The 13,603-nt window shown below is 55.7% G+C and carries 13 protein-coding genes and 1 pseudogene; 3 read left to right on the forward strand and 11 right to left on the reverse strand.

Features of this window, described 5'->3' with window-relative positions:
• Positions 1 to 36: 36 nt before the first annotated feature.
• From NLX71_RS02585 to NLX71_RS02615, 7 genes are all read right to left on the reverse strand, one after another.
• Complete coding sequence (locus tag NLX71_RS02585) at positions 37 to 966, reverse strand: phosphate ABC transporter substrate-binding protein (protein ID WP_254361929.1); 930 nt, start codon at positions 964 to 966, stop codon at positions 37 to 39.
• Between the two features lie 263 nt (positions 967 to 1,229).
• The gene (locus tag NLX71_RS02590) at positions 1,230 to 2,312 is read right to left on the reverse strand and encodes a Gfo/Idh/MocA family protein (protein ID WP_254361930.1); all 1,083 of its coding nucleotides are present in this window, start codon (positions 2,310 to 2,312) and stop codon (positions 1,230 to 1,232) included.
• A gap of 145 nt (positions 2,313 to 2,457) precedes the next feature.
• A complete protein-coding gene (locus tag NLX71_RS02595) occupies positions 2,458 to 3,462 on the reverse strand; it encodes a Gfo/Idh/MocA family protein (RefSeq protein ID WP_254361931.1) in 1,005 nt (334 codons plus the stop codon).
• A 52-nt stretch (positions 3,463 to 3,514) separates the two neighbouring features.
• Positions 3,515 to 3,961 (reverse strand): aminoacyl-tRNA deacylase, encoded by a 447-nt coding sequence (locus NLX71_RS02600; RefSeq protein WP_254361932.1) that lies wholly within the window; start codon positions 3,959 to 3,961, stop codon positions 3,515 to 3,517.
• A gap of 88 nt (positions 3,962 to 4,049) precedes the next feature.
• Complete coding sequence (locus NLX71_RS02605) at positions 4,050 to 4,769, reverse strand: response regulator transcription factor (RefSeq protein ID WP_254361933.1); 720 nt, start codon at positions 4,767 to 4,769, stop codon at positions 4,050 to 4,052.
• Between the two features lie 98 nt (positions 4,770 to 4,867).
• The gene (gene pnpS, locus NLX71_RS02610) at positions 4,868 to 6,667 is read right to left on the reverse strand and encodes a two-component system histidine kinase PnpS (protein WP_254361934.1); all 1,800 of its coding nucleotides are present in this window, start codon (positions 6,665 to 6,667) and stop codon (positions 4,868 to 4,870) included.
• A gap of 317 nt (positions 6,668 to 6,984) precedes the next feature.
• A complete protein-coding gene (locus tag NLX71_RS02615) occupies positions 6,985 to 8,520 on the reverse strand; it encodes a fumarate hydratase (protein WP_254361935.1) in 1,536 nt (511 codons plus the stop codon).
• A 384-nt stretch (positions 8,521 to 8,904) separates the two neighbouring features.
• Here NLX71_RS02615 and yfbR point away from each other — a divergent pair, with 384 nt between their 5' ends.
• Positions 8,905 to 9,486, forward strand: coding sequence for a 5'-deoxynucleotidase (gene yfbR, locus NLX71_RS02620; RefSeq protein ID WP_254361936.1), 582 nt, complete (start codon positions 8,905 to 8,907; stop codon positions 9,484 to 9,486).
• Between the two features lie 134 nt (positions 9,487 to 9,620).
• Here yfbR and NLX71_RS02625 read toward each other — a convergent pair.
• Positions 9,621 to 9,875: pseudogene (locus NLX71_RS02625) on the reverse strand (sporulation membrane protein YtaF); the annotation flags it as partial.
• 105 nt (positions 9,876 to 9,980) lie between these two features.
• On the opposite strand from NLX71_RS02625, the gene NLX71_RS02630 reads away from it, so the two are divergent.
• Positions 9,981 to 10,283, forward strand: coding sequence for a hypothetical protein (locus NLX71_RS02630; RefSeq protein WP_254361937.1), 303 nt, complete (start codon positions 9,981 to 9,983; stop codon positions 10,281 to 10,283).
• Here the strand turns inward: NLX71_RS02630 and NLX71_RS26500 are convergent.
• Entirely contained in the window at positions 10,270 to 10,401 is a 132-nt protein-coding gene (locus NLX71_RS26500) for a hypothetical protein (protein WP_302058043.1), read from the reverse strand. The genes NLX71_RS02630 and NLX71_RS26500 overlap by 14 nt on opposite strands.
• A 6-nt stretch (positions 10,402 to 10,407) precedes the next feature.
• Positions 10,408 to 11,187: an SDR family oxidoreductase gene (locus NLX71_RS02635; protein ID WP_254361938.1), complete on the reverse strand. Its 780-nt coding sequence runs from the start codon at positions 11,185 to 11,187 to the stop codon at positions 10,408 to 10,410.
• Positions 11,188 to 11,792: 605 nt separating this feature from the next.
• Here NLX71_RS02635 and serS point away from each other — a divergent pair.
• Positions 11,793 to 13,082, forward strand: a complete 1,290-nt coding sequence (serS, locus tag NLX71_RS02640; protein WP_254361939.1) for a serine--tRNA ligase — start codon at positions 11,793 to 11,795, stop codon at positions 13,080 to 13,082.
• Positions 13,083 to 13,167: 85 nt separating this feature from the next.
• Here serS and NLX71_RS02645 read toward each other — a convergent pair whose 3' ends face one another.
• Positions 13,168 to 13,587 carry a hypothetical protein gene (locus tag NLX71_RS02645; protein WP_254361940.1) on the reverse strand — a complete coding sequence of 140 codons (420 nt, stop codon included), beginning with the start codon at positions 13,585 to 13,587 and terminating at the stop codon, positions 13,168 to 13,170.
• Between the last annotated feature and the right edge of the window lie 16 nt (positions 13,588 to 13,603).

Consider the following 13,603-nt stretch of genomic DNA (forward strand, 5'->3'; position numbering starts at 1 on the left):
GACGTTATGCCGCTGCTCTCGTGGATGACTGGACGATTATTTTTTCAACAGGTTGGCCGGAAGGAATTTGAGCTCCTCGACTTTTTTGTCTTGGAATTCCGGGCTCATGATGTAGTCGATGAATGCTTTGGCTGCGCCTTTAGCTTCGCCCTTCGTGTACATATGCTCGATGCCGTACAGCGGGTATTTACCGTCTTTGATCGCGTCTTTGCTGAAGGCTACCCCTTCGAATTTCAGAGCTTTCAAAGTATCGTTAACATAAGGCGTGTCTACATAACCGATCGCGCCGGTCGTTTGACCAACGGTCGTAGCCATAGCGCCGCTGGATTCTTGCGTCACGCCGTCTTTCGTGAAGTCTTTGCCGTCCAGAACGATTTTCTTCACGAGCGCACGGGAACCGGAGCTGTCCGGACGGTGAACGATCGTAATTTTTTGATCTTTGCCGCCAACTTCTTTCCAGTTCGTGATCTTGCCGGAGAAAATGTCCGCTGCTTGAGCTTTCGTCAAATTGTCGATCGTCACGTCTTTATTCACGATGATGGCAAAAGGCGCAATCGCTACGATGTGGTCGACAAGACCCTTGTCTTTGTATTCCGGACCGGCTTCGATGTCGGAGTTGCCGATATCGGACGTGCCGTCCGCGACGGTTTTAAGACCTGTACCGGAACCGCCAGCGGTCGGGTTGATCGTTACTTTCGCGTTTTTCTTCATGAACTCTTCCGCAGCCGCTTTAACGAGCGGGAGGAGAGCGCTGGAGCCGGAAGCCGTTACCGTGCCGGTGATCTCTTCTGTCTTAGCCGGTTGCTCCGTCGTTTTTTTGTCTCCCGTTGTTGCCGTCTTGTCTCCACCTGCTGCCGCATTATTCGGTGCCGGTTCTGTCTTCGTACCGCAAGCGGAAAGAACCCCCAACATTAAGATCGAAACCATGGCCAAGCTTAAACCTTTCTTTGACAGCTGCTTCAACATTTCAGCATGTCCTCCCTTTGTTTTTGTTTACTAGAACATCGTACCAACCAATTGTTAAGTAAAAACCATCGGAACGTAAACGGAATGTAAAAGTTAAATCCTTCGGGGGATAATCCAGAAAGAAAGAGAGGAGGGTTTCTATGAAACTGGCAGGTGCGTTGACGCTTAAACAAGAAGCTGATCGCCGGTTTGATGCCAAGAAGTCGGTAGACATACGAAAAGCCCCGGTTCCGCATCCAATGCGAAGTCGGGGCTCCCTACGTTTATTCGAAATAGATGGCTTTGCCGGTGCGGGAAGACTCGTAGATCGCTTCGAGAATTTCCGACACGACGCAGGCCTGCTCCGGCGTGACGACCGGATCGATATCCTTGTCGATCGCTTCCAGCCACAAGCGGGCTTCGAGATCGGCCGGGCTCTCGCCGTTGCCTTCGTAAAAATCGACGCCTTTGGCATCCAATTGGATTTCGTTCATGAACAAGCGGCTGTGCTTCTCGCCGTTAATGCGCAAGCCGTCCCACATGTCGGCGCCGCCCTCGGTGCCGCACAGCGTCGTTTTGGCTTCGCCCGTTTGCAGCAGGTTGATCGCCCAGCTCGATTCGAGCACGATCGTCGCTCCGTTCTGCATCGTAATCATGCCGAACGCGGAATCCTCGACCGTGAACTTCTCCGGGTCCCAAGAGCCCCAAGCGTTGGCGGCGTTCTCTTTCTTCGACAGCTTATGAAACGCGGTCCCGAGCACGGCCTTCGGCTTGTAATTGTCCATCATCCACAGCGTCAAATCGAGCGCGTGCGTCCCGATATCGATCAGCGGGCCTCCGCCCTGCTTCTCTTCATCCAGAAAGACGCCCCAGGTCGGCACGGCACGGCGGCGGATCGCGTGCGCTTTAGCGTAATAAATGTCGCCGAGCTCGCCTTCCTGGCATACTTTTTTCAAATATTGGCTGTCCGCGCGGAAACGGTTTTGATAGCCGATCGTCAGCTTTTTGCCGGTCCGCTTCGCCGCTTCCATCATGCGTTTGGCGTCCGCTACGGTTTTAGCCATCGGCTTCTCGCACATCACGTGCTTGCCGGATTCCAGAGCGTCGACCGTAATGTCGGCATGGGAATCGTTCGGCGTACAAATATGGACGATATCGAGCGTCGTATCGGCCAGTAACTGCTTATAATCCGAGTACACTTTCGCTCCCGGCGCTCCGAACTTGCTTGCGGCCTCTTGCGCCCGCTCTTCGACAATATCGCAAAATGCGACCATTTCAGCGTTAGGTTGATTTTTCAGCGCAGGCATATGCTTGCCGTTGGCAATTCCCCCGCAGCCGATAATTCCAATCCGGTATACTTTAGACATGAAGACGGCGCCTCCTTCGTCAATCGCGGTTTGATTCGTAATCTCAAGCCTTAGTATAGACAAATTACGACCAAAAAGATATTTCGGAATTGGCGTTCGTTATATGCGATTGTGTCATCGCTTCGTTCGTTAGGTATCGGGCTTCTCATTCGGTCGATGCCTGTACGCGCACTCTGCGCTCGGTACGGGCTGCCTTCAGCAGCGCATCCATAACCCGCGCTTGGCGGAGAGCTTCTTCGGCTCCGTCGCTGTCTTCTGAACGCCCTTGCTTCCGAAGCAGCACCGCATCCGCGAAGCTCTCCACCTGCAAGCGAAACGGCGTGAGCCGGTCGGTGACCCATTCCTCCCGCCGACTGTCGAGCCGACAACGAATCCGCAGCTCCTCCGAGGTCACGCTGAGCTCCACCTGCAGCTTCCCCTTTGTCCCCCATAGCTCGAAGCTGGCGCCATGAGGCAGATCCAGCGCCGCATCCAGTTGGGCCGTGCGCCCCTGAGTAAAATAGAGCGTGCCCGCGAACCGCCGGTCCACGCCATGAAGATGATGCAGCTCCAGAGCGGCATCCGCAGCTACCGGCTCCTCCCGAGTAAAGTACCGCGCCCAAGCGACCGGATAACAACCGATATCGTACAGCGCGCCGCCGCCCCAGTCTTTACGCCAGCGGCTGCTGGCTTCGTCGGCCACAGACGAAAAGCGCCCGTAAAAACGGGCCCATTGCCCGATCGCGCCTTCCCCGATCCAATCGCGCATCTGCTCGAAACCGGGGTAATACTTCCATACAAAAGCTTCCCGAACCAGCACATTATGCTTTTGGGCAGCGTCGGCAATCGCTTTAGCCTCACTCCCGCTCAAAGCAAACGGCTTTTCCAGCAGCACGTGCTTTCCGGCTTCGCACGCTTTCACCGCCCACTCTTTATGCAGGTGATTGAGTAACGCAATGTACACCGCATCGATCTCGGGATCACGCAATAAGGCCTCATAGCTCTCATAAGAATAAGGCACACCGAAACGCTCAGCGGCAGAACGTCCATTCTCTCCCGTCCTTCCGGCTACTCCGTACCACATTCCGTTTGCCGCTTCTTTTAACGCCAACCCGGCTTTGCCTATAATCCGTCCCGTTCCCAGGACTCCCCATTTGATTCGATCCGACATCGATTCACCCCGCCTTTCGACCTATTTCCTGGGAAATGGATATCGATCGACATTATTCGAGCCAAGCGACCTCTTGATTCCATTTCTCCACGTCCGCAGGGCAGATCTTCAGTGTCGAAGTTAGTTCCCCGGTTCCTCCATAGATATGCGTATAGCGATAAAGACGCCGGTCCATAATGCAAGGCAGCGATAGTCCGACTAAGGGAATGGCACCCACCTTAAACCCTGTAACATTTTCCGCTTCTTGGGGACTTGCCATTTTCAGACCGGGACAGCCTAGCCGGTGCGGCACGTCTTCCAAGTCCACCCGCCCCCGATCTCCGGAAACGATCATCAGCCAATATTGTTCGCCCGACTTCAGGATTAATGCGGGTGCGGTTTGTCCGGGCTCGATCCCGAAATACTCGGCGCCCTCCTTGGCTGAGCGAATGGGCCGTTCATGAGTCAAGAGCTCGAACGAAGCTTGACGTTCCTGTAAAAATGCCGCTATCTGATTCATGTATCTAATCTGGTAACATCACAAACTCCGCTTACGCAGAAAGGAAAAGGAAGCCGCGATGTCTGCTGCCTCCTCCTTGCTGCATAAGCTATCCTTTTTTTCCTGCCGAAGTGACCAGCTTGTAGCCGACGCCGCGAATCGATTCGATCTGCACCGACTGTTGGTTCATCTCCAGCTTTTTGCGGAGGGAACTGACATGTACGTCCACCGTCCGCTGACCGCCGATATAGTCGAAGCCCCAGACGATATTCATCAGATCGTCCCGCGTAACGACGACGCCCGGCCGCTGGACGAGATACAGCAGCACTTCGAACTCCTTCGGCCGAAGCGGAATCGATTCGCCGCCGAGCAGCACCTCGTATTTTTCCGGATAAATATACAGGTCGCCCGCGGCGATGACCTTTTCCCCGCTTCCGGGCTTATCCTGCAGGCCGTCATCAGCCGTCGTCCGCCGCAGCACGGCGGATACCCGGGCCAACAGCTCCGCCACGCCGAACGGCTTCGTAATATAGTCGTCGGCTCCGTATTTGAGTCCCTGCACGACTTCTTCCTCGGCATTGCGGGCGGTCAGGATGATCACCGGCGTTTTGTTTCCTTTTTGCCGGAGCTTGGATAAAATCTCAAAGCCGTTCATCCCGGGAAGCATAATATCCAGAACGATGAGATCGAACTGATGCTGCAGCGCTGCCTGCAATCCGTCGCTTCCGTGATCGACCACTTTGGTTTCGTAGCCTTCTTGCGTAAGATTATAAGACAACAGCCTCGCCAGTGTAGGCTCGTCCTCAATAACTAAAATTTTTTGCGGCATGGTACTCCCCCGGGCATTTATTCAATATCTAAAGCTTAACATAGCCTATATTTATTGACAAACGGCAAATGGCTTTTTTCGGCCCCATCGGCCTGCGTTCAGTGAATCATCGGCATATCGATCTCGAACTTCGTCCCCACGCCGACTTCGCTTTCGACCCGGATCGTTCCCTTGTGAAGCTCCACCAGATGCTTGACGATCGACAGCCCGAGTCCCGTGCCCCCGGAGCTGCGGGAACGCGCCTTGTCCACCCGATAAAACCGCTCGAAGATGCGCGGCAGGTCCTTCTTCGGAACGCCGATGCCGGTATCGGCAATCGTGAACCGGACCTTGTCGTCCGCCGCCTCCGACGTTCCGCCCAGCAACTGCTCGACCTTCACTTTCACTTTGCCGCCCTCCGGCGTATAGTTGATGCCGTTGGACAGCAGGTTGATCAAAATCTGCCGCAGCCGATCCTCGTCCGCTTCCATATAAATGTCTTCGGGCACCTGCATGTCCAGCTCGATCGATTTCTTCGCTGCCTCCGTCCGCATCACATTGACGCAATGACCGACGAACGTTTCCAGATGCACCGGCGAGAACTGCAGCGGAATGCGCTTCGATTCGATTTTGGACAGCTCCAGTATGTCCCCGATCAGCCGGTTAAGCCGCTCGCTCTCGTCGAATATGATCTGGAGAAACGACCGCGCCGTCTCTTTATCGTTCAGCGCCCCCGCCAGCAGTGTTTCGGCGAAGCCCTTGACCGCGGCAATCGGCGTTTTCAGCTCGTGGGACACATTGGCGACGAATTCGCTGCGCATCCGCTCCAGCCGCCGGACGGCGGTGATATCGTGCAGTACGATGAGAAGCCCCATCCATTCCTGGCTCGAATCCGAGACCGGACTCAGGTTAATCTCCAGAATCCGCTCGCTTGGATAGTAGAAAATCATTTCGTCCCGGATATGCTCGCGGGCCTCGATACATTCCTGGATCAACTGGGTAAACTCAAACTGCTGCTTGGCCTGATCGAATTTTTTCCCCAGGAGCTCTTGGGCGGAAAAGCCGAGAATGTCTTCCGCCGAACGGTTCAGAAGCACGATCTGGCCTTCCCGGTCGATCATCATGACGCCGCTGATCATGTTCTCCAGCACGCTCTTGAGCCGGTTCTCGTCCTCCAGAATGCGATTCATCTGCAGCTGCAGACTGTCCGCCATCAGGTTGATGGCATGACCCAGTTGCCCGATCTCGTCCTTTTTGTTGAGCCGGACGCGGTACTTGTAATTCATGTCCGTAATCTGCTTCGCGACGCTCGTGATCAGCTCGATTGGCCGCGTAATGCCGTAAGCGACGCGGTAGCTGATCAGACCGGCCAGCAGGAACACCGCCAGCAGCCCGCCGAGCAAAACGTACCATACTTTGCGGATCGACTGTTCGACCTCCGCCAGACTCATCGCGAGGCGCAGATAGCCTTCGGTCTTATCCCCCATCTGCAAGGGAATCGCGACGTAGAGCATGTTTTGACCGATCGTGCTGCTGTAGCGCTGGGCGTAGCCGACTTTCCCCGAGCTTGTCGCAGCTTCGATTTCTTCGCGGTGCAGGTGATTCTCCATCTCCGCCGGATTGGAATCCGAATCCGCCATCACCTTGCCGTCTCCGCGGATATACGTGACCCTGGCGTCGGCAAACTGCTTCAGTTGGGCGGCCCGCTCCGAGAACTCCTTCATCAGCTCCGGCTCCGATCCCTGGTGGCTCCAATCCATCGTCGCGAGGATGATTCGCAGCTCCCGCTCCATATTCGTTTTGAGCGAGTCGATATACGATTGCTGCAGCATTCGGGCCATGAACAAACCGGCCATCAGCACGGAAGCGCCGATCAAAGCGATAAAAATCAAGGTCAACCGGGCGCGGAACATCTTCATACGGTGCGTTTTCCCTCCAAGCGAGCTTCGCGGGCGCCAAGGTCCCGACAAACGTTTTTACTCCATATCGTACTTGTTGAGCCTACGGAGCGCCAGTTAATTTTATGTAAAGGGACGAGCGCCAGCACAAGCCCGAGCAAAATGATGCCATGACGAAGGTCAAGTATGCGAACAACAGCGGTACCGCCGCCGTCCAGCTATTCATATCATGAGACAAAAGAAGCCCCAGTATCAACGATACCGGGACAATGACGGACAAATATTTTTCATCCAAACGCTCAGCCTGATACCGAATGAACCCATGCCCATGGCGGGCCTTATACGAAGACCGGTTCTTTGAACTGGGCCAACTTCTCGCGCGATTCCTGCTCGACGTCCGCATGCAGGCTGTTGCCGTGGGAATCCATGGTGACGATGGCCGCAAAGCCTTCGGTTTGGAGATGCCACATCGCTTCCGGAATGCCGAATTCCATAAAGTCGACGCCTTCCACTTTCTTAAAGCATTCCGCATAGTATTGCGCCGCGCCGCCAATGGCGTTCAAGTATACAGCGCCATGCTCTTGCAGCGCTTTGAGCGTTTTGGCGCCCATGCCGCCTTTGCCGATGACTGCGCGAATGCCGAACTTCTTAATAATGTCGCCTTGGTAAGGCTCCTCGCGGATGCTGGTCGTCGGGCCTGCCGCTTTCACGACCCAATTCCCTTCCGCATCCTTGGCCATAACCGGTCCGCAGTGATAAATCGCCGCGCCGTTCAGATCCACCGGAGAATCGTGGTCCATCAAATATTTGTGCAGCGCGTCGCGGCCCGTATGCATCAGTCCGTTGATAATCACGACGTCGCCGACGCGGAGCTGACGAATCTGCTCCTCGGAGATCGGCGTCTGCAGCACGACTTCGCGGCGCTCGTCCGACCCGGACGCGGCGGCCGGCTCGTCCTTCTGCATCGGCAGCTCTTCGCCCTTGCGGTAGGCCCACTTCGTGATCGCGCCCGTTGCCGGATCAAGCAGCACGCCTTGTCTGCGGAACGCCCAGCAGTTGTACGCGACGGAGACGAAGAAGCTTGCGGGCAGCCGGTTCATGACGCCGACCTTGCAGCCGAGCAGCGTCACTTGACCGCCGAAGCCCATCGTTCCGATGCCGAGCTTGTTGGCGTTATCCATAATATAGTCTTCCAGCTTGCGGAGCTCATCGTTCGGATTGACGTCGTCCGCCGCCCGGAACAGCTGGTGCTTCGCCAGCTCGTAGCCGGTCGTACGGTCGCCGCCGATGCCTACGCCGATGAACCCGGCGCTACAGCCTTGGCCTTGCGCTTGATACACCGCATGCAGGATGCATTTGCGGATGCCGTCGAGGTCGCGGCCCGCTTTGCCGAGGCCTTCGAGCTCGGTCGGCAGGCTGTATTGAATGTTCTTATTTTCACAGCCGCCGCCCTTGAGGATCAGCTTCGCTTCGATTTCATTCCGTTCCCACTGTTCGAAGTGGATGACCGGGGTACCCGGACCAATGTTGTCCCCGCTGTTCGCGCCGGTCAGCGAATCGACGGAGTTCGTCCGCAGCTTGCTGTCCTTCGTCGCTTGGGCAACAGCGGCGATAATCTGCTTTTTCATCTCGATCTGGTTTGCGCCGACCGGACAATGAACGATAAACGTCGGCATTCCCGTATCCTGACAGATCGGCGACACGTTGCACTCCGCCATCTGAATGTTGTCTGCAATCGTGGACAGCGAAAGCGCGGAGCGCGTACCTGCATCCTCCCGGGCGCGGGCGGACTGAATCGCCTCCCGGACGTCGGCCGGAAGGTTCGTGGACGTTTCAACGATCAATTGGTAAATGCTCTCTTGAAAATGCTGCATGATGGCACAAGACTCCTTTCGTTTTTCGCAAAAACGATACTTGATAACATGGAAACGCATAACTCTATAATAGCATATTCGAACGGGGACCAACACCGCGTTTTTGCGCTATTCCCAAGGGGAGGAAAGCCCGTTACAGCGGGGCTTCGCCCCGATGCGGACGACGAGCGAAATGCCGCTGGCCGCGACGGACGGCCGGACGCTGACATCGAAAAACAATAAAATCTTTATCACACTGAAGATTTAGAACAGGCGGTCGGGGGACAAATCGTGTATAATCCAAATGTACAAAACTTCGCCTTGCGCCAAACGATCGATAAAAGAAGCCGTGATCGGATGCACGCAGGAAGCCGAAGCTGAATTCATACTTTAGGATGATGATGGATGGAAAGTCATTTTTTAGCTTATCTGTACCGGCTGCGATATATTGAGCGCTGGAGCCTGATGCGGAACGTGCTGAAGGAAAACGTCGCCGAGCACTCTTTTCACGTCTCGATTCTGACTCATGTGCTTTGCACGATCGCCAACGAAGTGTACGGCAAGCAGGTGCCGACGGAGCGCGCCGTCAGCATGGCGCTGTTTCACGACGCGACGGAGGTGTTCACGGGAGACATTCCGACGCCGGTAAAGCACCACAATCCGAAGATACTCTCCAACTTCCGCGAGATCGAGCAGCTTGCCGCCGAGCGTCTGCTGGACATGGTTCCGGAGCCGCTGCGACACGTGTACGACCCGCTGATCGTTGCGAAGAAGGATGCCGATCCCGAGCTGAAACAATACGTCAAGGGGGCCGATCTTCTGGACGCCTATCTCAAATGCGTGTCCGAGCTGTCCGCCGGCAACCGCGAATTTACCATGGCGAAGAAGCAGATCGAACAATCGATTGAGGCGATGAACATGCCCGAGCTGGACTATTTCCTGCAGCATTTGGCCCCGAGCCTGGAGAAGACGCTCGACGAACTATAGCCCTAACGAAAAAGCAGTCCGGTGCGAACAGCGCCAGACTGCTTTTCTCCTATCTTTCGTTCCGTTCCTGTCATAACAAGTATCCGCTGCCCGTAGTATAGTAAAGACAAGTAGCTTGGGAGGGACAGCTACCGTTAGCCAAACAACGAGTTGCCTGCAATCACCAGAAGGATAACCCCGCTGATCAACGTGCCGAATTGTCCCAAGGTGAAGGCCCCGATGCGAACTCCCGCAACTTTCCTTCCTATAATAACGCCGAACCATACGGAAATGAAGCTTCCTTGCGCGGCTGTCAGCGAGATGGCCAGTGGCGACAAGCCGAGCAGCCCTGCGCTCAAGCCGTTCGTGACGGCATTCGCCGAAAGCGCGATGCCCAGAATCCTGATCTCTTCTTTTTCTCTCTTTCATTTCCGCTTTCTCCTTTATATTTGAAGTGGACCGTTCCATCCGTCATAATAAAACAAAATGAAATCATCGATAAGGATGAGCGGATTATGGCATTCGGCATTAAAAGAAAAGAACTCGATCAGTGGAAAGAAGCGGTTACGCGCGGGGAGATCGCCTTTTTAACCCATTTTTGGTTCGACCCGCGTTTCCCGCAGTTTCATTCGGTCACCAAGGTCGGATGCTCGGATATGGAGCGGCTCGGCGCATGGTGCGAAGCCAACGGACTGAATCCCCGATATATCCACGACCGCGAAAGCTTCCCGCACTACGACCTGATCGGACCGAAGCAGATCGAAATTTTGCAAAAGGAAGGGCTTGGAGAGCACATCGAACGGTTCAAGCTGTGCTGACGCCTCCCGCAGCTCCCCATACGGCATTCGCCAGCAGCTCATACGAACGTAGACGGCTTTCGTAATCGGGCCCCAGCGTCACGATCATCAATTCGTCGAAGCCGCAATCTCTCTGCAACTGCTCCTAGCCCCAAAATCCGCCGTCCGAGTGAATGATTTGTCCCGTCACCCAACGGGCGTCGTCGCCGGCCAGAAAACGGATCAGCCTTGCAGCATCCTCCGGCTGTCCGATGCGTCCCATCGGAAATTTGGGAAGCAGGGTCCGCTTCAGCGTTTCGTCCATCCATCCTGAATCGGTCGGTCCGGGATCGACCGCATTGACCGTGATCCCGTGCGGAGCCAGCTCCGCCGCGAGCGAGACGGTAAACGCCGAGATGGCTCCTTTGGTCGCAACATAGGCCAGATTTCCCGGCATCGGACCTTTGTCTTGTCCCGATACCAGATTAATGATCCGTCCGCCGCTCCCGCCTTTTAACCTGCGGGCAAATTCCACTGAAAGCATGCAAGTGCCGCGAACATTGACAGCGTGATGCGCATCGAGAATATCTGCATTCAGCGCCTCGAAGCCGACTTCCTCGCAATGTGTTGCGTTATTGATCAATATTAATGGGGTGCCCAGCCGGTGCTGCACTTCATCCAGCAGCCGAATCGCCGAGTCTTTGTAAGATAAATCCAGCTCCATCGACGCGGTCCTTACCCCTAGCGCGACAAGCTCCTCGGCTATCTGCTTCGGCCACTCCCGCTCGCTTCCGTAAGGCTGAGCTTCGTCATATTTGTGCCAATAGGTAAAAAACAGATCGGCACCCTCTTCCGCCAGCGCGCGGGCAATGGCGCTTCCGATGCCGCTCCGACGGCTCACTCCCGTCACAATGGCGATTTTGCCTTGTAGTCTTTTCTCGTTCATACGATCCCCTCCATGTAGATGGGGACGCGATAGTGTGAGCTGCCGGAGATGCAACCATTCCCGGCTGAACTAAAAAAGCGGATACCATAAGGTATCCGCGTGCCGGGTGTCGAGCTCGTTCCCATAGCGTCCCTGTAATGGCGACAGACAGGCACACCTCTCCCGTAAAACCATTCGGGATCGTGCGCTATCCGGTTCGTCAACCACTACAAAGTGCCTGCCATCGGGTAAATTCCCCTTTCCTGCATCTCTAGCCTGATTGTACAAGAACGGCAGTGACCGGTCAATCCGAAGCCAGCCTGAACCCGTTCTGACGGTTTCTTTGCTGCTCTGCTCTTGAATCCTTTCCCCGAATAAGCTATACTACAACAAATTGAATGACTGACCATTTGCCTATGAAGAGCATCCAACTCGGAGGCGTTCTTGTTAAAGGGACCGATACCGTCCCTCAAGTGAACCGGGCCCGCCCGTTAGCGCGGAACCAAAGCGGATCGGACCGCCATGCTGTCCGGTCAAGTTGGGTGGCACCGCGAGACAAGCGCTTCTCGTCCCAAAAGGATCGAGGGCGCTTTTTGTCATTTTCCACAAAAAGGAGCGGTATCACAATGCTGGACATTCACTGGATTCGCCAAAATCACGAGAGGGTACAAACAGTCGCCGATCAAAAAGGAATCGCCGTTTCCGTCGCCGAGCTGCTCGCCTGGGACGAGAAGAAACGCACTCTGCTTCAAGAGACCGAGAAGCTGCGCCATGCCCGAAACAAGCTGTCGGAGGAGATCGGCACACTCGTCCGTTCGGGAGGCCATGAAGAAGCCGAGCCGTTGAAACGCAACGTGAAGGATCTGGGTAGCCGCTTGGCGGAGACCGAACCGGAGCTGGCCGAGGCGCAGCAGCAGTTCGATCAGTTGATGCTGCGCATCCCGAACGTCGTTTCTCTCGACATGCCCGTCGGACGTTCGGATGCCGACAATATTGAAATTCGGCGAAACGGATCGCCGCCAGCGTTCGCTTTCGAGCCGAAAGATCACGTAGCCCTTGGGGAGCTTCACCGGATGATCGACATCCCGCGCGGCGTCAAGACAGCCGGAACCCGCAACTATTACCTGCGGGGCCCCGGAGCCCTGCTGCACCGCGCCGTACAGCAGCTTGCGGTGGATCTGCTGCTAAGCCGGGGCTTTACGCTCTTGGAGGTTCCGCTGCTTGTACGCGCCGATGCTTTGACCCATACGGGCTACTTCCCCTTCGGGCAAGAGCAGGTGTACCGAATCGCGGACGAGGACAAATGGCTGGTCGGCACCTCGGAAGTGCCGCTTGTTTCGTATTACAGCCATGAGGTAGTCGATGTGCGCGAGCCGCTCATGCTTGCCGCCGTCTCGTCGTGTTTTCGAAGCGAGGTCGGCTCGGCAGGCAAAGACGTGCAAGGCTTATACCGCGTGCATCAATTTTCCAAGGTGGAGCAGGTTATCGTGTGCGAAGCCGAGCTTGACCGGTCCGAGCCGCTGCTGGAGGCCATCACGAGCAACGCGGAAGAGCTTGTGCAGCTTCTGGAGCTGCCCTACCGGGTGATGGCCGTCTGCACCGGCGATATGTCACAAAAAACGTATAAGCAGTACGACATCGAAACTTGGATGCCGAGCCGCCAAGCCTACGGCGAAACCCATTCGTCGTCCCATCTGCTCGACTTCCAGGCGCGCCGTTCGAACATTCGGTATCGCGATTCGGACGGCAAGCTGCGCTACTGCCATACGCTCAACAATACGGCCGTCGCTTCGCCGAGAATCCTAATTCCGCTGCTGGAAAATCATCAGGCCGAGGACGGCTCGATCCGGATTCCGCCGGCGCTGCGCCCGTACATGAACGGCATGGAGCGACTGCTCCCTCCGTCGGAAGAATAAACCCGTTGTCCGTCACTTCCAGCGAATAAAGATACGCAAAAAAGGCCGGGGTTGTTATCCCGACCTTTTTATACTCTAACCTGAACTAAAATGGGAACTTCATCAGCGTAACGACAATAAAGAAGATGATGCCGTTGATCACGCTAAGCGACTTGATAGAACCGATGTGAGCCTTGATATTGCCGCCTGCCGGATCTTGCAGCGACTTGCGCATTTTGCTGCCGAGAATGCCTGTCAGCGCCCCGATCGCGAGGAACAGAACGATAGCCAGCACCATCCACAGCACCGAATAGGGCGCCTTGCTGACCAGATAACCGCCGGACAAAAATGTGATCACGAGCGCCAGCTGCCCTGCTCGGTTGGCGGCAAACAACACATTCAAAAAACCGAACTGCGCCGTTCCCGATTGCAGCGCCTCCACCCGCATCGCCAAAAACGGCAACAGGAGATAAAAGCCCATCATTATGGCGCCGAGCACATGTAAATACAAAAACACTTGCTGCATAATCCCGGGACCCTCC

Source organism: Paenibacillus sp. MZ04-78.2 (assembly GCF_024213375.1).
Classification (GTDB): domain Bacteria; phylum Bacillota; class Bacilli; order Paenibacillales; family NBRC-103111; genus Paenibacillus_G.